The following is a 21,574-nucleotide window of genomic DNA, read 5'->3' on the forward strand; positions in this document are numbered from 1 at the left end:
AGCTCGCTTTCTAAGGATGGGGGCTCGCTGCTGGCGCAATCTGCGCGCAGGAATGTCTATGCTTATTTAGGTCACGCTCGGGGAATTCTACGAATATCGAGGGCAGAGAGAGGATGTCTGCTAGTGCGAATGTGCCGCCTCTTCCGGTTCTGCCGGATCGGATGAGGGGGGCTTAGCCGTGATCGGCTCGACGAGAACAATCGTAGGGCTAATCACTTCGGTAACTTCCACAGGCGTGCCTGTGGCGAGTTTTTCGTGAGACGACGTTTGCGCCGCGTACTCTACGATTTGATCTTGAACTCGAAGTTGAATTTTGCCGACGCCTGATTTCATGGGAGGAATCGGAATGTAAACGTTTCCGTGGCAGCCCAAGGCATTGTCAATCTGCACTGTGCCATCGCTATTGAGTCGATACAGCAGCTGCATAATCCAGTGGACCGTGTACATCGCTGCCAGACCAACGGCCACTGCAATGACAAAGGAAAGAGGCTCGCCCAGATCTGCGGAAAGGCTACCCATTCCGGCAATTCCAAAGAACGTGAATGCAGTGACTACCGTCTTGAACGAGATCACCCCGAACAACCAGGTGGAGCCGTGCGCATCGCCGGTGAAGTCGTGGGGAGCATCATCGGGCATGTCGTCTGGAATATCGAACTCATCCAGGCCGACTCCCAGTAAGGCCAAAAGAAACTGGACCACGAACACCGATCCGGCCATGACGGCACAAACCAGAAATACCCAGTACATGAAACTGACCTTTCAATGGGATGAGATAAACGCAGGAGCATCTTCACCCAGGTATTCGCCCAATATGCGGGAATCTTGGACCGGAAAACGGGAATCCGCCTAGAGGGAAGGGGCTGTCCGTATCTTGGGTTACGACGACGCAGGCGTCAAATAGAATTCCCCGGAAAGAGGGGGATAGATCGAATGACGTAGCCTGTCAAAGCTCAGAAGTTTCCAACTCGGCAGGTTCTCTTGAGGCAACGATCTTCGTAGAGCATTCCGGTAGAGTGAGCAATTCCGGGAGTTCTTCCAGGTGATATTTGATTGTTCTTTCCGCATTGGCGGTTCCGCCAGAAGCATCGAAGTACTTCCAGGAGCCTTCATGCTGTTTCTTATGACCGACGAAATAGCCGATTAGCCAAACGGTGTTTTCCGGCGACGAGACAACCAGTTTGGTGCGAATCACTGCAAAGTCGTCATATTTTGTTCGGAAGAACTCCGGCTCACCGAGAATGGTAAAATCGTCAAATGAGACGCCCGTTTGCCGGGCAGTAGTGAAGCCCTGCTGCAAGAATCGTCGGACTGTTTCTTCGCCTCCTTCAGAAAGGAGAACCGACTCGTGAGCGAGCTCGATCATGGGTTCCACATCAAACTCTCGAACGGCTGACAAGTATTTCTGGACATCCTGCTTCACGTTCTTCGTTTCGGTGGCAATCCAGTCGCGATCCGTGACGAGCGAGTAGTTATCGATTCGGCCCCAGGTAGCAACCAGAAGCACCACCAAGATAAGAATCAGCAGAATCTGTGCGTACTTCATTGTGATTCAATCGTTGGAATCAAACGCGAGATTAAAAAAGGACGCCGTCTTCGCAGAGGCGTCCTTGAATCGCTTACGGATTTAGCTCACCTAATCCTCTTGGGCAAATCCCGAAGGGCGGTTGTACAGTTTCTCTTTCGTGCACCACAAGCCGGCTGATGGAGTCGCGATGAAGAAAATTTCTTCACCATCCGGCATCGTGTTGAAGCCTTCCTTCATTTGCTCGATTGGGTAACGCTTAATCGTTTCCTCGTAATCGGCGTAGGCGAAGTGTACCTGCTCGACTTCTTCCTGGGTCAGATGCCCAGGTGCGTATCGAATCGTGAAACGACCTTCCGACGTGCCGTGCATCAGGTGAGCCGTCCCGTGTGCCAGGTCTTGCATGTCTTCATTCTGCTTGTACAGTTCCAGGATCTTATCGGTCGGCTGGTAACCGTACTTGCGGATCAACGCATCGACGTCTGGCTGTTCGCCGAATCGCTTGAGGCCTGGGGCGATGACCAGCAGTTCGCCCCCGTCGGCCAAGGCCATGCGCGTGCGGTAGACGCTCTTATTCGCGACCCATGTGCTGAAGAATTCATCGCCCTGCATTACGCAGACGATCTTCTTGACGGGCTCGTCGAAGACGGTGATGTTCTCGGCACGAGACTGACGAGCGGCGGCCAAGTAGGTTTCCAGGTCGTCGCCGATATGGATGCCGGTGTGGACCAGTTCGCCTTGTTCATTTCGCGCTAAGACGACCTGGACATAGAAGTCGGGCAGATCGCCCAGCATCTCGTCTTCGGCCTTGTTGAAGACCGCACGAACTGGCGTGATCAAATTACCGAGGTTGTTTTCGATCCCGCAACTTGCTGCCATCATGTGCGAGGTGCAGATCAAGTCCTTGCCTGCCAGGCCGATGAAGTAGTTCTTGTTGTGGTTAGCGAAGCCTAATACTTCATGCGGGACGACATGCCCGATATTAATAATCAGGTCCCACTTTTCTTCCATCAGCATCTTGTTAAGCCAAATGGGAATTGCCCAATCGGCCGCACCATTGCTGATCTCTTCCACAAATTCCGCTGAGACTTCGCCCACCTTCACACACCCATCACGCCAATCGTGCGGATGAATGATTTCGTTGGGGATGTTGCCGAACATCTGTTTGTTTTGTTCTGGCGTATGTGGCTCGTGTTGCCCCAATGTCGGAATGACATGGATCTCCGCTTCGTCCTTCAATTTCTCCCAGAAGTACTCGGTGATCCAGCCAGCACCGGAGTGCATACGAGTGATGTCGGGGGGGAGCAGGAGTACGCGTTTTGGCGTGCCGCAGATTCGCTCGCGGGCCTGCTGAATGGCCTGATCGAGAATAGCAAGTAACTCTGGATTTTTGATTTCTTTTGCGGTCTCGGAAATCCAAGGCATGGCTAGGGTAATCCAAACTTAGGTGTAACGAAGAAGAAGCGAAGAGTCGGAGAGAACCTCCCCTTTCGTAGGAACCGAGGGGAGGCGGCAAGTTAGCCACCCCAGGCGGCCAGTTAAGGTTAACGCCAGGGGCAGCAGTGCAATATCGTAATTACTTTAGGCGGTTTGGCGTCGAACCAATTCCAACAAAGTTCGAACCGCAAAACCGGTGGCGCCACCACTGCAATATGGCTTTGGTTTCTCGGCGAAGGAAGGACCGGCGATGTCGATGTGGGTCCAAGGAGTTTCGTCGACGAACTCTTCCAAGAACTTGGCGGCCGTGATCGCACCACCCCAGCGGCCGTCACCAACGTTCTTCACGTCAGCAATCTGGCTTTTGACTTGGTCGCCGAACTCTGGGTACATTGGCAGTTCCCACATCTTTTCGCCGGTGGCCAGCGACGCTTGTTGCACCTCGTAGCACCAATCTGGTTCGTTGGTCATCAAGCCGGCAGTGTCGGTACCCAAAGCCACCACGCAGGCACCGGTCAGGGTCGCCAGATCGACGATGGCACTTGGCTTTTCGTCGAGGGCAACGTTCAGAACGTCGGCCAGGACCAAACGGCCTTCCGCATCGGTGTTGAGAACTTCGATCGTCTTACCACTGCGCGATGTCAAAATATCGCCCAGCTTGTAACTGTCGCCAGAGACCATGTTCTCGACCAAGCCACAAAGGGCCACAACGTTCACCGGCAATTTCCAAGCAGCAATTGCCTTGATCGCACCCAGCACGGTTGCCGCGCCGGCCATGTCGCCTTTCATGGTGATCATGCTGTCAGAAGGCTTAAGCGAAAGACCGCCTGAGTCGAACGTCACACCTTTGCCAACGAGCGCGATGGGCGGTTCACCCTTCTTGCCACCGTTGTATCGAAGGATCACCAAGCGAGGCTCGCGAACCGAAGCTCGAGCGACTGCGAGAAGGCTACCGCAGTTTTCTTCTGTCAGCTTCGCTTTGTCCCAGACCTCAATGTTCAAATCGTGATTTTCAGCGACGACGGCAGCTTCTTCCGCGAAAGTAGCTGGGTAGATATCGTTAGCACATCGATTAACCAACGTACGGGTCAAGTTGATCGAGTTACCCAGCGAGATCCCTTTTTCCAGATTCTCCTGCGTGGCCGAACTCCAGACGATTTCGCCGGGCGGATTCTGTTTCTTCTCTTTGCGATAAAGATCTTGGCCGTGGCAACCAACGACCGCCCCAGCGATCGCTTGTTCGATCACTTCCGACGGCCAGAAGTCGTCGAGGTAGAAGCCAGCTTTCTCTACCTTCTTCGACGATAGAGCAACCGCTGCCGAGCAGGCCGCTTCGTACGCACGGCGAATGTTGAGGTCTTCCTTCTTGCCGAGACCGATCACGAAGACGCGAAGTGTTGCAAACCCGCTCGGTGCCAGAATCGTGGTGACTTCGTTCGGTTTGCCCGAAATGTCGCCCGATTCGACCAAACGGGTAATCGCACCGCCGATGAGGGTATCGAGTTGATCAGCCGGAGGCGAAAGCCCGTCCTCGTAAGCCCCGACAACAAGGACATCGCCCGAAAAGTCGGCGATCTTCAATTCAGTACCCGTTACCTTCATCAGTCTTATCTCGTTTCTTTTCGCAAGGTTTACTTTCGCGCTGCCCATCGCAATTCGCCATTGTACCGCTCTGGAGCGTTTCGATACAGTGCCGTTCAGGTGCACGGTTGTATAGAGAAAAAGAGCTCAATTCACGCTGCAGGGATCTGCAAGTCATTGTGTAGAAAATACTTACCGATGAGGGCCTAACGGTGAACAAGCTGACGCTTAGCTGGGTAATGATTGCCACATGGGCGCTGATCTCGGCTACCTTGTATGCCGAATCCCCCAAAGTAACGATTGAGGTGTCGATCGTCGCCCGTTCTCAGGTCAAAACGAACCATCTTTCGTTCAAAGAAGAGCTTGCTAAGGCGCTTCATGATTCCGAAGTTTCTACCGAGAGCTTGCCCCGATTCTTTGAGGTTTGGTTCCGGGATCAGAAACGGAGGCAGTTCACGATCGACCTGCTCGAAGCAAAGATACCGTTGGGTGAAGAAGTGGAAGTCAGGACGCAACGTGGGCTTGGTTTTACGGCCAGTGGGGAAGTTGCCGATGGCAGCGCCGAGTTTCCGTTGCCTCTCGGCATAGAAGCGATACTTCGCTGCCAGGAAGGAAAGAACGACCAATTCGATGTCAACTTCCGCGTGTCCAAACGAAACCGAGACGATCGCACGGAAGTCTGGAAGCAAAGCGAAACGGAAGGAAAGTCGATTCGCGTCGCAGGCGTTCGAAGTTTCTGGATCGATAGCAAACTTACTTTGCACCCGCACATGCCGGAGGTCGTCGGAGGAATGACTAGCGAGACGAAGAAAAACGGCCAGGTAGAAACAGAGGAAACGGTTGTCGTCATTCGAGTTATTCCGCACTTCAACGGAAAGTAACTAGAAAAGCTGTCGCTGAGTGATTTGCGGTTCACGAATTTCTTTTGCATGACGTACCACCCGGGGGGTAAGATAGTCTTCGCGCGACGATCCATTCGTTCAGGAGATGCCCCCGTGAATGCTCGATTATGCCCCTTCATTATTACTCTCTGTCTTTTCTGCTACACGAATGTTTGCTGGGCTCAAGTCGGCGAACTAACCACCACGTCGATTCGAGGTTACCTGGAAGATTTTCAAAAGGCTGATACCGATGGTAGTGGTCTTCTAGAACAAGACGAACTCACTGCATATTTGGCTCCCTTTCCCGAGGCGATGAAGCAGTTGCTGGCCAATCTGGCGACGGACGATCAAGGTGTCAGCAGTAATCGAATCATGCAGGCCGCCACGCACTTCAAACGCTTGAAGGGATACGATCCACGCAGCGAGCCGGACCAGAAGTCTGCGTTTGCCCGCTGGGATAGCAACAATGACGGTAAGTTGTCTCAAGACGAATTAACGATCGTGTTGCCGGCTGGCTTACGAGACTCACTTTTGAAGAGGTTTGGAGACCAGGATGCCGTCGTTTTCTCTGAGTATCTCGACGCGTTTGGTAATTATGTTCGATCGAGCGAAGTTCAGCAGTCTCCGGAATCGATCGCAATCGAATCGGGCTTGAGCTCAGCTTCGAGTGCAGCCACGCCGGAGCCACTTCGGCAGAAGATTGCCGCATTTCTAGCTGTGACCGACGCGAAAGAGAAGTCAGTCGCCGTGACGGATGTGGTCGAAGCCGCAGATGATGTCACGACGGAGACGCCAACATCGACCGCGATTGCGATGTCGAGTGATGAACATCGCGACTACTTCCAACACTTTGATGAAGATGCCAACGGTGTGTTGGAAGGGGATGAGATTGATTCGTTGCCCCAGATGCTGCGACTTCGATTTGTCCAGGGAAGGCAAGCTGAGCCAGGGGCTCAAGTCACGCTCAAGCAATTCCAAGATGCCATGTCCTGGCTCCAAAAGACTGCGATCACGGCACGACAGAGACAAGCGGAGGAGGACCGGTTTAAAGATTACCGTCGAAAGCTCGTTGGAATGCTTAATGCGGAGTCATCTGAAGATCCGGCCACAGCCACAACAGACGGACCCGTCGAAGAAGTTCGAGAGATGGTTGCGGTTGAGGAGGCCCCGGAAGCAACGTCTGTTCAGGTCGAGTTCATTCTGTTGAGTCGTAAATCGGCAAAACTGCCGACTCAGCCGTTCTCAGAAGAAGTTCTTAGCGTGGCTGGTAAGGCAGGCCCCTCACTCTCGGCTCGGCTACTTCCTTGGCTAGCTGACGAAAAGAACCAGTCTGTCCAATTGAAGGACTACTTCTTGGTCACGGTTTCGCCGGTTGCTCCTGCATTGGTGCAACGGGGCGGACGAGAACCGTTCGTGCAAGGAAGCAGTTCACGCGGTGGTGTGTCGTACAGCACGAACGACATCGGCACGATGGTACAGGTTGCCAAGGCTTCTGTTGGTGACATGTTGAGCATTCAATTCGAGAAGTCGTTTGTTGAAGCCTCGGCGACGGAGGCGAAATCTGAAGAACCAGAAAGTGATGCCGAGCAGCCAGCTCCGAACTCTCAGGCAAGCTCGGTGAGAGACCGGCAACCGGGACCAGACGCTGCACGTGGTCGCAGTGGCTTCGGGACGCCATTTGGAGGAACCGTTGAGCAAGTCACACCACCATCGATTATTACGATGTCGGTAAACGGCAATCTGACGATGTCGCCAGGCACCCCGGTCGTGTTCAGTGAGTCGGGCCAATATCGAGGTGATCTTTACGAAGAGACACTAATCTTGGTCGAGATCAAACCGTAGCGTTGCGAAAACGTTTCACAGCCGAGGTTCGTCTTATCGTTAGGACCTCGGTCTTTCCGGCCAAAGTTGCGAAAGCTTCGCATTAATCTCGAGCTTGATTTATCGTGTGGGTTAATCCCGCAGAACTTGCTAACTACTTATCGCCCCACATGCCCCATCCCCTGTGAAAGGAATCTTATGATTCGTTGCCTCTCCGTGTGCTTATTCTTGATCGCAAGCACGACGAACATCTCGATGGTTTCGGCTCAAACAGCTAAGCCCGATAATCCGCAAAAACTGAATCTGGACTTGATCGTCGTAACGCACCGTACCGAAGGATCGACCGCGAAGAAAGATGCCGAGCTCGCGACAGCTGTGGAAGAAGTGGTGAAGAAACACGAGTCGCATCCACTCAGCCGCCTTCAGGATGCCATCAGTGACGTGTTGCCGGAGTCGGGCGAAAAGGTAGCCTCGGACGTCAATTCATTTTCGTTGAAGTCATTTAACGATCTCGAACAGTGGGTCAAGTTCGGTACATCTCACCCAGTTCGAAACGTCCAAAGTCCTTACGGCAATGTAGAGACTCGATTGTTGATGGGAGAAACGGAAGTCAAAGCGACGCCGTGGATCTTGGATGAGGAACGGTTCGGAATCGGCGTCACCGTCTTGCGTCATCTTCCTGCGTACGCCCTGCCACAGCGAACTAGAGCCGTTGAAGGAGTAAGTGTGGAGAGTCTTTCGTTCACATCGAATACGCTTCTCAATGCCAACGAAGCAGCCGTAATTAACACCTATCGCCATCGAGACGCCAAATTAGGCCTGACGATTATTGTGATCGCCCGGGTTTCTCGCTAAGACCAAAGCGGCCGGAAATTCCGATAAAGTAGCACCAGCCGACTTCACCGGGAGAGTGATGTCGGCTTTTTCTTTCCAGGGCTTAGTTTGCCGTATGTGTGCTATCTCACGTTCTGGCTGATCATCGCTAATCTTGATCGCGTCTATTCTTTGACAAAGTGTCGTTAGTTGGCTGTGACATATTGTCGCAAGGGACGAGAATTGCGTAGGCTGCTACACTTGTGGTAACCCCCCTTGATCGGCGCCGCAGATAAGGACCTTCGACTCGTGGAAGTGTTTCCAGTCAACCAATACGATCCCTTGATGCCGGGCATCGTGATGGCAATGGTGGCCATCGTCCATGTCTTTCTCGCGCAATTTGCCGTCGGTGGTGGCATGCTGCTTTGCTATTTCCAGTGGTTGGCAATGACTGGCCGCTGTGAAAACGCCCGGCTTTTTGTGCACGGCTACTTCAAGTGGTTGGTGTTAATCAGTTTCGTCGCCGGTGCTGCCACTGGGGTTGGCATTTGGTTTACCGCCATACAGGTGAGTGCCCCGACGATTGGCCAGATGATTCATAACTTTCACTGGATCTGGGCAACCGAGTATCTCTTCTTTCTGCTCGAGATCATCGCGGGTTATCTCTTCTATCGCTATCACCAGCGGATTAGCGATACGGCCTGTTTGCGACTGCTTGGTATGTATGCGTTCGCTGCCTGGATGAGCCTGTTTCTCATCAACGGCATCATCAGCTGGCAACTAACGCCCGGCGGTTGGGTTGCCGATCAGTCGTTGTTCGCCGGATTTTTCAATCCAACCTTTTGGCCGAGTGTCTTGTTCCGCACGATTGTTGCCCTGACACTTTCCGGACTAGTGGCCTGTGTGGTGGTGAACACGATGAGTGAGCTCGATCAGGAAGCCAAACGCAAACTGATCAATTACGCGGCTCATTTACTGGTCCCGATGATCGCCATGCCAGTTCTCGGTGTCTGGTTTTATCTGATGATGCCGACCGATAGCCAAGGATGGGTCGCCGGCGGTAGCCCTGCTATGACTCTCTTCCTGAATATTGCTGTCGGGGCTTCGCTGGCAATTGGTGGCTATGCGTTTGTCGGGCTATATCTTCAAAAACTGTACATCAACGGAGCAACGGCGACCTTGTTGTTGCTATTAGCGTTCGGCGCCACGGCGGGCGGCGAGTTCGTTCGGGAAGGTTCGCGAAAGCCTTATTCGATTCGGTATTGGATGTACTCAAACGGCATCTTTCCGGACGAGGTTGCTCAGATGCGGAAAGAAGGCTGCTTGGTTGATGATCCTTATCCGCTACGCGACGGAACGCCAGTCGCTGGCGAGATAACGACTCGAGGTGCCAAGGTCTTTCGCCGGCAATGTGCCGTTTGTCATACGGTTTCTGGGATCAATGGAGTTTCTGAACTGACAGAAACCTGGGATGCCGATCAGATGCGGATGAACATCGCCAAACTGCAGCATACGAAGCCATTCATGCCGCCATTTGCTGGCAATGCCGAAGATTTGGAATCGCTGGTCCGCTACCTCAAGTGGTTTGACGAGCGGAACGATGAAGAGGCGGAAGCACCTTACGAAGAAGCCACCTTAAACACGATTCAGAAGTGGTTAGATGACGCCGGAACTCAGCCGTTGTCTCTGCCAGGTGAAACGTCACTGGAAGCGGAAGAGGGAGATAAATAATGGAATTGCCTTTTCCCTTTTCCTTGCCGCTGACGTCGTTCACGTATGAACTCTTGTATCTGTTGACGTTTGTTACGCACCATTTTGCAATGCATTATGTAGTGGCTGGTTGCCTGTTGATCATCGGGGCCAGCATTTGGTATCGCTCGGAAGAGTCGAGTCTCATGGCCAATCCAGTGATTCGAGCACTCCGCGATTGGATGCCGTTTGGCTTGAGCGCGGCGATCACTTTCGGCGTGGCTCCACTTTTATTCATCCAGCTTCTTTTACCGAAGCATTTCTATTCAGCCAACCTATTATTGGGCATTCGCTGGATGGTGGTTATCCCGGCGCTCATTGCCGCTTTCTATTTGTTGTATGTGCTGAAGAGCAAGTGGTTTGAACGTCTTCGCTGGTGGCAGCGGGCATTGGTCGCCGCTCTGAACGCCGGACTATTCGTGTTCATCGGTTTTTGCTGGACGGCTAACTACCTGGTGGCAACGCAACCGGAAGCGTGGCCTGAGACGTTTGCTTCCGGTATTCTACCGATCGCAACGCTAAAGGTGATTTCTCGCGGTGCGGTTTGGATGAGTGTCGCCTTCGTGACCATGGCATCGATCGTTGTCGCTCAGTTGGCCTATCTTCGCGAAGGCACCGCGACCGATGAAGATTTGCCCACCACCGGCTGGCTTCGCCAACTGGCTTTATCAGGCCTAGGAGTTTTTGCGGTCGCTTCGCTCGGTGCCATCGGGCTTTCCACACCAGGCTTTACTGCGGTTAGCAATGGATCAGGTGTCTTATGGATCGTCCTGGGGCTCGTCTTGTGGGCGGCGCTGATTTACTCGTGGATCTCAGCCGAAACAGCCGTGAGTAAAGGGTGGACGTTGCCGCGTTTGGGCCTCGTTATCGGACTACTCTTTTGTGCGACGGTCGTGCGAGAGCTGATTCGCGTCGCAACGATCGACTATCCGGCTCTGTTCGCGAAGCATGAGGCGGTGGGGGAAGTGCAGGGCTTCTATTTGTTCCTCGTAACGGCAGTAATCGTTATCGGGCTGATCGCGATCAGCGTTCGTTGGGTTCACCAATCGTTTGAATCCGAAGAGCAAGAGGCGGAGGCGTAATCAACCTCAGACACGAAAAAGTCCCGGCCGAACCATTCGACCGGGACTTTCGATTTCGCATTTCGATCTTGAAGACGCTTAGACGTTAAAACCGTATTTGGCGTTAGCTGGATCGAAGTCGCTGTCGGTGAAGCCGTTGTTGAGCTTCATGTTCATGTAGGTGTACTCTTCCAACATCGGCGGTTCTTCGCCCTGCTTGGATGGCCATTCCCACGAAGCGTAACGAATCGGAATTTGTAATTCGTCATCAATAAAGATGTGGGCTTTGTGGAAGCGGAAGTTCTTGCGTGGCACCGGGTGAATCACTTCAATCGCCGTGCAAACACGACCATTGATCTTCGCACCGTTGTAGAACTTCACGTCGCATTCGCCGTACTGCATATCTTGCTTCGCAACTTCAATCAGTCGAACGATCAGGTTTTTAATCCCGACTTCGGTGATTGGGTAGCGGTTGCCACGCATGGCCAGGGCACCATTTGGATCGAGCGAAACGGTGACGTGTTTCAGCAACGCGCCCCCTTCATGGGCCATGAGGTTGCCATTGTTGTGACCCTTGACATACAGCACTTCGCGACCCTTCACGCTGGAAGGTTTCAGGAAGTACATGTACACGCCAAACGGGTTGGCTGGGTTGCCTGACGGGTCGGCTTGTTCGTGACGGACCTTGGTGTAGATGAACTCTTGATCGGTCAGCTTGCCGCTAATTTGTTCTCGCTTCACCAACGTACATTCGTAATCACGAATGTTCTCGTTGATGTTCTTCAGGCCGTTCTCGGCAATTCGCAACGCCGGAGCCAAAGGATGCTCGGTTGCAACATTCTGAGCTTGCGTGTTGCTGGTACGATTGGAAACGCGATAAACGGGCTCGCGAAGCCCCTGACGTTGATCCTCACCGTAAGTCGCCCGGGTCAGCCCGCAGGCTAGTGCCGTTCCGCCCAATAGGAGCGTCCGGCGAGAGAGGAGGGACTTGGTCATGATCAATCTCCGTTATTGTTCCGGTCTAAAGTTACTCGCCATCCCTGCGAGTTCAAAATCGAAAAGTAAGCTGCGCCGGATTCGTCATCTTGCGATCGACGGCACGTGCTAGCGACTTGTTCGCCACCACAGCGAAAGGATGCCCTATAGCGTCTTATCGCATCGGGTGAGGCGGCAAGATGAATACCTTCCAATCAAGCGTCAAAGTTTTACAGATTACCAAGATCTCGGTAAATGGTTTATCATGCGCAATCACTGTATCCAATTTTGTCCACAAAGTGGAGTGCGATCTTTCCGGAATGGCCGCGATCAACTTTCTTCGAATTCCCAGTATGCCCTTCGATGAAAATACGTATGTCCTTTACAAAGAGGGGCTTACGTCATGCGTGGTGGTCGACCCTGGGTTCGAGCCGGAAAAAATCGTAGAAGCACTCGAAGAGCGGAAACTTGAGATAGCGGCGATACTTAACACGCACGGACACAGCGACCACATCGCCGGGAATGGAGCAATGAAGAAGCTTGCTCCTGAGGCGCCGCTGGTAATTGGTTGGGGGGACGCTGAAAAGCTGACCGACCCCGATAAGAATCTGAGTGGCCCATTCGGGTTGCCACTGGTCAGCCCGGCAGAGGACGCCACGGTTAAAGAAGGGGATGTCTATAGCGTCGCCCACATCGACTTCGAGGTTCGCGAAACGCCAGGGCATAGTTCGGGGCATGTCGTGTTTATCGTTCGCGATGGCGAGCGAACCATCGTTCTGGGTGGGGACGTGTTATTCAAAGGAAGTATCGGACGGACCGATTTTCCAGACGGCAGCTTCGCAGATTTGAAGCTGGCGATTGAAGAGAAATTGTTCACCTTGCCAGCAGACTCGGTGATCTTGCCTGGGCACGGCCCGGCAACGACAGTAGGTGACGAGATCGAAGCCAACCCATTCGTGGGGCGATCCGCCGGCTACCGCGGTTAATACTGAGTGTCGGGCGAAGGGATGCCAATCCAAGGGAAATAGAGCGTGAACTTGGTGCCACGGCCCAGTTCGCTCTCGACCGAAACATCGCCCCCATGTTCCTGTAAGACCTTCTGCGAGACGGGCAGCCCCAAGCCTGTTCCCCGGTTTCCCTTGGTCGACTCGAACGCGGAGAAAATACGCTCAATGTTCTCCGGCGTTATCCCCGTACCGTTGTCCTCCACGGTCGCGACCAGCATCTGATCGGACGCACGAAACTCAGTCGAAACAATGACACGTGGTTCTTCCGCATCTTGCACGGCATCGATTGCATTGGTTACGACGTTCAACGCCGCGCGGTGAATGCCTTCGTCGTCGAATAGTCCCATGGGGAGGTCGACATCTGGCCGGAATTCCAGCGTGATCCCATGTTCCTTGGCACGCGGACGCATCAAGTTGACCACGTCCTCGACGACATCGTTGAGCGATGCGTTCGAGCGATCAGGCTCGCGTTCTTTGCTGAACGAAAGCATGTCCATTACCAGATGGGCAATACGATCTTGGTTGCGAGAAACAATTCCCCAGCCATGTTTGACGACATCGATCTTCCCAGACTTGATGCCTTCTTCCAGAATGTAGCTTCCCCCTTGAATCCCTTGCAGGATGTTCTTCACGTGGTGCGAAATGGCCGCAACTGCTTGCCCCATCGCCGCCAAGCGTTCGCTGCGAACCACGGCGGAGTAGTAATGGGTATCTTCAACCGCCAAGGCAGCCTGATGAGCGATCGCGATCATCAACTTCAAGTGTTCTTCGGTAAAGCGGGAACGTGTTGCCGTTGAGGTCACATCGGGCGGGATGTAGGTATCGATGTAAATGGCACCAACCACGCCGTAACGACCCTGCATGGGAACGCAGATCGCTTCGTTCACGCCACTGTTGATGATGCTTCCTTCCGGCGACCAGCGTTGATCGTCCTGAGCGTCGGAAGTCAAAACTCCTTCGGAATTCGTCAGCACATAGTCGAGAATGGTTCGGCTAATGGAGATCGACTCTTCGCCGCCAGGTCGGCTGACGCGAACTCGCTGGGCCTTGGCCTCAGGGAGCTTGGTGTGAGAATCGATCAGTACAATGCATGCGCGATCGGCCTCGACCCAATCAAAGATCAGACCCAGCAAATAATCGAGCAATTGGTCGATATCGAGCGTGCGGCTAACCGCGAGCGCCGTATCGTAAATCAGTTGAAGGTTGTCTTGCAGATTGGGTGATTCGTCTTGATCACGCAATTCCGAAGGAAAAAAGATCTGACTTCCTTCTTCGTGACGAATCGAATGAATGATCCGCGATCCTTCCCGGTGACGTTCTTGCAAGCTGACGCTGATTGGCCGCGTCGCCGGGGCGCTGGCGGTGTGCGTGAAGATCATCAGCGTATGACCGAGTTGCAAGCGATCGCCATGATGCAAATCGCATTCGGTTTCTCGGCTCTGGTTCACAAAGCACCCATTCGAGCTTTGCAGGTCGATCAGTTTGAAGCCTTGTTCGGTCCGACGGATCTCGGCATGGCGACGCGAGATTTCCGTATCATGGAGCACGATCTCATTTCCACGGTCCCGTCCAATCGAGATCATGTCACGAGCAAGTTCGAATCGACGTCCTTGGTCGTCGCCTTGAATTACAAATAAAGAAGCCAAGTTGTTCGATCTCGAGGAATGACCTTGCGGCGGGCGAAACGGCAGTAATCTCTAGCAGATCTTGATTTTATGACGTTTCGCCTCCCCCTGGCAATGAGGAGGCTGCTGGTTGACGTGTCGCGGCGGACGGAAAAGAATCGAAGGTTGCCTAGTTTGTCCCAACATACGAATCCCTCCCCAGGTGGAACGGTAGTCCATGCTTCACTTCAACCGCTATCCGCAAAATGTCTCGTTGGTTCTGACAATCGTGCTCAGTCTGGCTGTTTTGCCTCAGACTAATGCGGAAGATCGAGCGAGCACCGAAGCAACTCTAGGAAAGCTCAAGCAGACACTCGGTTATTTAGCCTCCGACGAACTCAAGGGCCGTGGTATTGGAACGGAAGGTTTGGAAGAGGCCTCTGAGTTTCTGGCCAAGCAGTTCGAGCAAATGGGACTACAAACCAATCTGGTAAACGGCACTCCCTTTCAGCCGTTTGAAGTGAATATCTCGTCAGAAATGGGACCCGCAGATAAGAACACGCTTCAGCTGGTCTCAGGCGATACAGTGAAAACGTTGAAGTTGGGCGCCGACTTCACGCCCCTCTCGGTTGGAGGAAGCAGCAAGTTTGACGCACCTCTGGTCTTCGTTGGCTACGGTATTTCGGCGAAAAAGCTAGAGTACGACGAATACGAAGGTCTCGATGTGAAAGGCAAGATCGTCGTGATCGTTCGCAAAGAGCCGCAACAAAATAACCCACATAGCGTGTTCGATGGCACGGGCGCTTCGCAGCACGCATTATTCAATCGCAAGATCTCAAATGCCTACCAAGAGGGGGCTGCCGGGGTGATTCTGATAAACGATTCCTACGGCTTAGCCGCAGAACGTGAACAGGTACAATCGGCGTTCGATACGGCGGTTAACGACTTGATGAAACGCAATTCAGAATATTCCCAGAAGGAAACGCACTCCAACGAAGAAGTCATTCAGTACGCGAAGGACGTTTCTTCTTTGAGTGAGAAAATCACCGAGTATGGGGAACAGTTGGAATCCGGCATGGATAAGCTCATTCCCATGTCGGGAGCTGGCAACGAGTCGAGCCGTCCTGAGTTTCCCGTCATGTTCGCGAAACGCAGCGATTTCGAGCCGTTGATCGAAAAGCAATTCGGTAAGACCTTGGCCGAGATCGAATCCGAGATCGATAAGAATCTGAAGCCGATCGTAGGTGATATCGAAGGATGGAAGGCCGTCGGTCAAACTGACGTTGTCCGGACGAAAGCGACGATTCGCAATGTGATTGGAATGATCGAAGCCCCCAACGCGACCTCGGATGAAGTGATCATCATTGGTGCCCACTACGACCACCTTGGCATGGGAGGATCGGGAAGTCTGGCCCCGCTGACTCATGAGATTCACAACGGGGCAGACGACAATGCATCGGGTACGACCGCATTGCTGACGGTCACACAGCGTCTGGTGGCGATCAAGGATCAGTTGCGACATCGAGTGTTGGTGATTGCCTTCTCAGGCGAAGAAGAGGGGCTGCTTGGCAGTGCCCATTATGTGAAGGAACCGGTCATTCCGCTCGACAAGACGTTGATGATGTTCAACATGGATATGGTGGGACGGCTGGATGAAAATAAACTGATCTGTATGGGCAGCGGCACCGCCAAGATGTTTGAACCTCTGCTGACGAAGATCAACGAGAAGTACGACTTCAAGTTGACCATGGACCCAGGCGGGTTTGGGCCAAGCGATCATGCTTCGTTCTACGCAAAGCAGCTACCTGTGCTGGCTCTGTTCACCGGAACCCACAACGATTACCACCGTCCGAGCGACGATGCCGACAAAATCAACTATGAAGGTATGGCTCGCATCATCGACTACGCGGTCGAATTCCTGTTAGCGGTTGATAAAGCAGACGATCGCCCCATGTATGTTCAGGTCGAAGAAAAACGACCCGAGATGCGGGGTGGGTCGCGCCCCTATTTCGGAAGTATTCCTGACTTTGCCCAGGTGGGCAAAGGATACGGGATACAAGGAGTCAGCCCCGGAAGTCCCGCTGCAGATGCAGGTCTGAAGGGAGGGGACGTGATGGTCGATCTCGGGGGAAACCGTATTGGTGGCTTGGAAGATTTCGACGCCGCGTTGCGTAAGTACAAAGGTGGAGACAAGGTCGAAGTCACCGTCCTGCGTGATGGCAAAGAGGTGACGTTGACCGTCACGCTGGCACCACCTCGTTAAGACAGCTTTGCCGGGTAGATTGGGTAAATGCGACTCACTGCTAGCCGCCTAATTTCAAGCTGGAATCTGCGGATAGAGCCTTTTTTCGCGGCGCGTGCGAACCCTATTTGCCGATAGGGCGTAGTACACCTCCGAGGGGCTCTATCAAGCTCGAAGTGCCCGAGTAAAAAAATGCTCAGATTGCACTTTACGCGTTAGAGACAACTCGGCAAAATGTCGCGACTTTCCCGTTCACTCGGCGAAAATCGTACTCGGTATTTGTTCCGTGGCAGCCAACCCGCCATGGGCTGTTCGCGTGAAGGTCAGGAAGACCCATATTTGTCCAGCAAGGAGTGCTGAAAGTGAAGCGATTTTTCTCTTGTTTCTGTGTCGCGGTCGCGTTGGCCGCTTTCTGTCAAGCCACGCCTGCCTGGGCCCAGAACGCAGGTAGTGGAAACATCGCCGTGATCGACATTCCGGTCATCTTCAAGAACCATGCTTTGTTCAAGAAGCAAATGGACGACCTGAAGTCTTCGGTGGATGCAGCTGAACAAGCGTTGACCAAGGAACGCGACGGTATGAAGACCTTGGTTGACGAACTGCAAGGCTACAAAGCCGGCACCCCAGAATACAAGGCCATGGAAGAAAAGCTGGCCAAGCTCCAAGCCGATTTGCAAGTCAAAGTTGGCATGCAGAAGAAGGACTTCATGGAGAAGGAAGCCCGCGTTTACTACAACACCTACAACCAGGTCACCCAAACAGTTGCTACCTTCGCTCAGCGTCACAACATCACGCTGGTCTTGCGGTACAACAGCAACGACATTGACCCAACCAACCGCCAGTCGGTTTTGGAAGGTGTTAATCGTCCGGTTATCTACCAGAATCAAATCGATATCACCTACGATATCCTGCGAATCCTGAACAACGGTGTGCCTGCGACCGCCTCGGGGCCTGCCAGCCAGGTTCCAGTGGGCCGTTAATCGGTTCTCGCACGCGTCATTGAGCTATGAGCAAAGGCGAGGCCGATAGGTTGGTCTCGCCTTTTGCCGTTCGAGAGAATCCCTTCGTCAGAATTGGCTAAGCATCGCCTCTATGAACTCCGCATCCATCGCCCAGCAAGGCGAACCGATCGCACGACTTCAGCAAACTCTCAAGGCTGCCGCCACCGTCTCGGGTCGCGGATATTGGAGCGGAAAGGAAGTGACCGTTCGCTTTCTACCAGCTCCGGAAGATACCGGCGTGGTTTTCGTTCGCGAAGACATGGATGGTTCTCCACAAATCCCGGCTTTGGTTGACTATCGAATCGAAGTTCCCCGTCGTACGAATCTCGTACATCAAGGAGCCACGGTCGAAATGGTCGAGCATGTGCTCGCAGCTCTCGCTGGTCTTCAGGTCGACAACTGTTTCGTTCATGTTAACTCGGCTGAAATGCCTGGGTTGGACGGATCGGCCAAAGACTATGTCGAGCAAATCCTGGCTGCTGGAATCGAGCAGCAAGCGACGCCTCGACCCGTGTTGACCATTTCCGAGGTCGTACGGGTAGGTGACGACGAGTGTTGGGTCGAAGCACGTCCAAGCGGATCTAAGCGATTGAAGTTCAAGTATCGACTCGACTTCGGTACTGAGGGATTGATCGGTCGCGAAACGCTTGAGGCAAAGCTCAACCCCGAATACTTTACTGCCGAGCTTGCTCCGGCACGTACCTTCTTGCTGCTGCAAGAAGCGGAATGGCTGCGATCGCAAGGGCTTGGTACCCATGTCGATTTCAGTGAACTACTAGTCTTTGGACCGGAAGGTCCGATTGATAACGAACTTCGATTCGAGGACGAGTGTGTGCGGCACAAGGTGCTCGACCTTGTCGGAGACCTGGCTTTGGCCGGATGCGATATTCAAGGGACCGTGATCGCCAACCGCAGTGGTCATCGTTTGAATGCCGAGTTGGTCAAACAACTCTTAAAAGAGAATCAAGTAGCCTATATGTCACGGCGGACCGCTTGATTCTTCAATCCACACGCTTCGTAGCGCCGTGCGACCCAATTCAGAGGAAGTAGGCAATGCGTCAGGTACGACTCGCGGTTATCGGGACGGGCCATCTGGGTAAGATTCATGCCCGCCTGGCTAAAGGGATTTCGGCCTTCAAGGTTGTCGGGGTCGTCGATCCCGCGAAGCAGGCCCGAGATGCGTTCTGCAAAGAATACAAGCTCAAGGGTTATGATGACGTCAGCGAGATCTCTTCCAAGATCGACGCAGCCGTAATCGCCACACCGACGCTCTATCACAAAGAGGTTGCGGCGCCTCTGTTGGAGCAAGGCAAGCACGTCCTCATTGAAAAGCCGATTACGCTGACAACCGAGGAAGCGGACGAGCTAATTGATCTAGCCGAACATCATCGCAGTGTCTTGCAGGTCGGCCATGTCGAACGATTTAATCCGGCGTTTCGCGAAGCGACTAAGAAAATTGTGTCGCCTCGATTCATTCAAGCGGCCCGCACCAGTGGTTACTCGTTCCGTTCGATCGATGTCGGAGTTACGCTGGATCTGATGATTCACGATATCGACCTGGTACTTAGCTTGGTTCGAAGCCCGGTCGTTGATGTGAAGGCAACCGGTCTCACGGTCTTTGGTCCGCACGAAGATATTGTCGAGACACGGCTCACGTTCGCAAACGGTTGTGTCGCGAATCTGACTGCTTCCCGCGCTAGCTTTAATCCTTCACGCCATATGGAAGTCTTCAGCGATGCCGGTTTTGTCGGCGTGGACTTCACAAGTCGCATGGTCAAATCGATCGTGGCGGATGATATCGTGAAGTCAGGCGTTTCCGAAGTGCACGAGCTTTCGGCAGAAGGCAAGACGCACGTCCGCGATCACTTGTTCTCCACCGTTCTTCCTTGCCAGGAAACGGAAGTTGCCGCCAGCAACGCGATCGAAGCCGAGTTGCTCGAGTTCGCTGATTGTATTCAACGCGGCTTGACCCCCACGGTGACCGGCAAAGCGGCGCGCGAAGCGTTGTCCGTGGCTCTTCAGGTCAGTGAAGCCGTTCAAAGGCATCGCTGGGACGGCGGCAAGTTCGACTTGGTGGGGCCAACCATGCGGTCGGAAATTAAGAAGCCAGAAACCAAGCGTGCTACCAAGCCAAAGAAGGCTGCATAGTTGCCTGGGGTGTACGTATTCGAATGCCCGCCTGGGCATGACTGCCTAATAGAAACGAAAAAAGGCTACTACGAAATTGGTAGCCTTTTTTTATTGATCGGTTGAATGAATGTTCGGCCAGACGATTAAGTCAGGTCGCGATCCTCGAACAGGATCAGGGCGAGGAACATGGTCAACGCACCGTAGAGTACGGTGTAGAGTGCCGTACCTGCCAAGTAGGCCAAAGGTATCTCGCGTCCGGCCGAGATCGCCCCGTAAATTTCGAAGTTCTTAAGCACCGGTAAGATGGTCGCCACGAAACTGGCCACGAACTGCACCGGTTCAAATCCCTCGACCGAGGCCTGCATAATCGAGGGCGTTAAGTGCCCTAAGGCCCAGATTCCGAAGGTCAGCATGAAGTTAGCCACCATTGGCAAGCGAGTCGAAATCGCGACCGAAACGCCCGCGAGAACCAGGGTTTCCATGTAAACCAAAAGCAGGCCAGGGGCCACGCTCATCGCCTCGTGGTGCAGCACCTGCCAGGTGATACCCTTTTCACCTTCGTATTCGATGACCGTACCTTCGCGTTTGTCGAAGATGGGCTTCTGAGCCACCGAAACGACGAATACCGAGCTGATGATCACGAAGAGCACGCTCACCAGCCAGGCAATACCGGCGAACTTGCCGAGGACGAATTGACGGCGGCTGACTGGCTTGGAGAGTAAGGTCAGGGCGGTGCGTCCTTCAATTTCTTCGGCGATACTTCGCGAAGCGGCCCAGATTGCGACCACGATTCCCAGCACCATCATGGCCTGGAGGCAGGTGTGCTTCAGGACCTTGATGTCTTCGCCAAATGTTTGGTAGGGAATGTAGATCGAAGCGACCATGAACAAACAGCCGATGACCGCACAGAGCAGGAATAAGATCTGATACAGTTCGCTGCGGACGGTTGCTTCGGCAATGGCCGACATCTTAGGCAGGACGCACGCCATGATGAAATAAGTGACGTAAAGGCCGATGACCAATGCGGCAACAAAGAAGATCGATTCTGCTTCGATATGCTCTGGTTCGGTCGTGAGGGTTACGTCGACCTGAATATCGGAGTTCGTAATGTTGCGAGCGAGAAATTCCACGGTTTCGCCGGTCGGAATTTTTCGTAATAGCGTTCCGCGATCGCCCCGTCGCCATTCAAACGTTTCACCACCAGCGACGTCAAAGCTGACAACGTCTTCGTCGGTTCCTTGAATACGGGCTACCAGGTCAATTTTACCGGTGCTTTCGACGACCATCGTTCGCATTTGGTCGGTTGGTACGACGATCTCGAGTGGATACGCGGGAACTTGGCCCCTTTGATCGACTTCACCACTGGCGACCGGCACCACTAATTCATAGGTGCTGGTACCGGTGGTGGGAATTTGCTTAAGAGATTGGAGAATCTGCATCGAATCGGGGACCATAGGCCATAGGGCAAATGCCAACAGCGTCCAAATACCCAGGACAATCGAGATTGGCATCAGCACGGGACCTTGAAGCGCTGCGGTGCAGCGTCCGCCAAACTTGCGGGACATCAAGGTGAGTGCCCAGATGAGGCCAACTACCATCAAGCCAAGAACCACCCCCACGGCAAACAGCCAGACGGCTGTGGCCAAGTGTTGGCGGTTGATTTCGTCGATGTAGAAAAAGAAGCCGAGAAGGGAGGAGGTGTTCGGGATCATAAATCAGTAAAAAGATTTGCCGGTAACGGAGGACGACC

General features: G+C 53.5%; 17 protein-coding genes. 10 read left to right on the forward strand and 7 right to left on the reverse strand.

Annotated features, from left to right (window positions below; translation table 11 throughout):
* Positions 1 to 120: 120 nt before the first annotated feature.
* From C5Y83_RS26605 to C5Y83_RS26620, 4 genes are all read right to left on the reverse strand, one after another.
* Entirely contained in the window at positions 121 to 747 is a 627-nt protein-coding gene (locus tag C5Y83_RS26605) for a hypothetical protein (protein WP_105332824.1), read from the reverse strand.
* 196 nt (positions 748 to 943) lie between these two features.
* Positions 944 to 1,543 (reverse strand): hypothetical protein, encoded by a 600-nt coding sequence (locus C5Y83_RS26610; RefSeq protein WP_105332825.1) that lies wholly within the window; start codon positions 1,541 to 1,543, stop codon positions 944 to 946.
* A 90-nt stretch (positions 1,544 to 1,633) separates the two neighbouring features.
* Positions 1,634 to 2,947, reverse strand: a complete 1,314-nt coding sequence (locus C5Y83_RS26615; RefSeq protein WP_105332826.1) for a lactate racemase domain-containing protein — start codon at positions 2,945 to 2,947, stop codon at positions 1,634 to 1,636.
* 156 nt (positions 2,948 to 3,103) lie between these two features.
* A complete protein-coding gene (locus C5Y83_RS26620) occupies positions 3,104 to 4,561 on the reverse strand; it encodes a leucyl aminopeptidase (RefSeq protein ID WP_105332827.1) in 1,458 nt (485 codons plus the stop codon).
* Positions 4,562 to 4,752: 191 nt separating this feature from the next.
* On the opposite strand from C5Y83_RS26620, the gene C5Y83_RS26625 reads away from it, so the two are divergent.
* The 5 genes from C5Y83_RS26625 to C5Y83_RS26645 all read left to right on the forward strand — a co-directional run bounded on the left by C5Y83_RS26625 (position 4,753) and on the right by C5Y83_RS26645 (position 10,886).
* Positions 4,753 to 5,421 (forward strand): hypothetical protein, encoded by a 669-nt coding sequence (locus tag C5Y83_RS26625; RefSeq protein ID WP_105332828.1) that lies wholly within the window; start codon positions 4,753 to 4,755, stop codon positions 5,419 to 5,421.
* A gap of 114 nt (positions 5,422 to 5,535) precedes the next feature.
* Positions 5,536 to 7,263 (forward strand): hypothetical protein, encoded by a 1,728-nt coding sequence (locus C5Y83_RS26630; RefSeq protein WP_105332829.1) that lies wholly within the window; start codon positions 5,536 to 5,538, stop codon positions 7,261 to 7,263.
* A gap of 177 nt (positions 7,264 to 7,440) precedes the next feature.
* Complete coding sequence (locus C5Y83_RS26635) at positions 7,441 to 8,097, forward strand: hypothetical protein (RefSeq protein ID WP_105332830.1); 657 nt, start codon at positions 7,441 to 7,443, stop codon at positions 8,095 to 8,097.
* 267 nt (positions 8,098 to 8,364) lie between these two features.
* Complete coding sequence (locus C5Y83_RS26640; protein WP_199195143.1) at positions 8,365 to 9,786, forward strand: c-type cytochrome; 1,422 nt, start codon at positions 8,365 to 8,367, stop codon at positions 9,784 to 9,786.
* Positions 9,786 to 10,886: a hypothetical protein gene (locus C5Y83_RS26645; protein ID WP_105332831.1), complete on the forward strand. Its 1,101-nt coding sequence runs from the start codon at positions 9,786 to 9,788 to the stop codon at positions 10,884 to 10,886. Before C5Y83_RS26640 ends, C5Y83_RS26645 begins: the two co-directional genes overlap by 1 nt.
* 78 nt (positions 10,887 to 10,964) lie before the next feature.
* On the opposite strand, the gene C5Y83_RS26650 is transcribed toward C5Y83_RS26645, so the two are convergent.
* Positions 10,965 to 11,861 (reverse strand): DUF1571 domain-containing protein, encoded by an 897-nt coding sequence (locus C5Y83_RS26650; protein WP_105332832.1) that lies wholly within the window; start codon positions 11,859 to 11,861, stop codon positions 10,965 to 10,967.
* 332 nt (positions 11,862 to 12,193) lie between these two features.
* Here C5Y83_RS26650 and C5Y83_RS26655 point away from each other — a divergent pair, with 332 nt between their 5' ends.
* Positions 12,194 to 12,826 carry an MBL fold metallo-hydrolase gene (locus C5Y83_RS26655; RefSeq protein WP_199195144.1) on the forward strand — a complete coding sequence of 211 codons (633 nt, stop codon included), beginning with the start codon at positions 12,194 to 12,196 and terminating at the stop codon, positions 12,824 to 12,826.
* On the opposite strand, the gene C5Y83_RS26660 is transcribed toward C5Y83_RS26655, so the two are convergent.
* The gene (locus C5Y83_RS26660) at positions 12,823 to 14,493 is read right to left on the reverse strand and encodes an ATP-binding protein (protein WP_158262535.1); all 1,671 of its coding nucleotides are present in this window, start codon (positions 14,491 to 14,493) and stop codon (positions 12,823 to 12,825) included. The two genes, C5Y83_RS26655 and C5Y83_RS26660, sit on opposite strands and share 4 nt — an antisense overlap.
* A gap of 196 nt (positions 14,494 to 14,689) precedes the next feature.
* On the opposite strand from C5Y83_RS26660, the gene C5Y83_RS26665 reads away from it, so the two are divergent.
* From C5Y83_RS26665 to C5Y83_RS26680, 4 genes are all read left to right on the forward strand, one after another.
* On the forward strand, positions 14,690 to 16,714 hold the full coding sequence (locus C5Y83_RS26665; RefSeq protein WP_105332834.1) for a M28 family peptidase: 2,025 nt from the start codon (positions 14,690 to 14,692) through the stop codon (positions 16,712 to 16,714).
* A gap of 341 nt (positions 16,715 to 17,055) precedes the next feature.
* Positions 17,056 to 17,673, forward strand: coding sequence for an OmpH family outer membrane protein (locus C5Y83_RS26670; protein ID WP_158262536.1), 618 nt, complete (start codon positions 17,056 to 17,058; stop codon positions 17,671 to 17,673).
* Between the two features lie 112 nt (positions 17,674 to 17,785).
* Positions 17,786 to 18,691 carry a UDP-3-O-acyl-N-acetylglucosamine deacetylase gene (gene lpxC / locus C5Y83_RS26675; protein ID WP_105332836.1) on the forward strand — a complete coding sequence of 302 codons (906 nt, stop codon included), beginning with the start codon at positions 17,786 to 17,788 and terminating at the stop codon, positions 18,689 to 18,691.
* Positions 18,692 to 18,747: 56 nt separating this feature from the next.
* The gene (locus C5Y83_RS26680) at positions 18,748 to 19,842 is read left to right on the forward strand and encodes a Gfo/Idh/MocA family oxidoreductase (RefSeq protein WP_105332837.1); all 1,095 of its coding nucleotides are present in this window, start codon (positions 18,748 to 18,750) and stop codon (positions 19,840 to 19,842) included.
* 125 nt (positions 19,843 to 19,967) lie between these two features.
* Here C5Y83_RS26680 and C5Y83_RS26685 read toward each other — a convergent pair whose 3' ends face one another.
* Positions 19,968 to 21,536 carry an ABC transporter permease gene (locus C5Y83_RS26685; protein ID WP_105332838.1) on the reverse strand — a complete coding sequence of 523 codons (1,569 nt, stop codon included), beginning with the start codon at positions 21,534 to 21,536 and terminating at the stop codon, positions 19,968 to 19,970.
* Positions 21,537 to 21,574 lie beyond the last annotated feature (38 nt).

The organism is Blastopirellula marina (genome assembly GCF_002967765.1).
Taxonomy (GTDB): Bacteria; Planctomycetota; Planctomycetia; order Pirellulales; family Pirellulaceae; genus Bremerella; species Bremerella marina_A.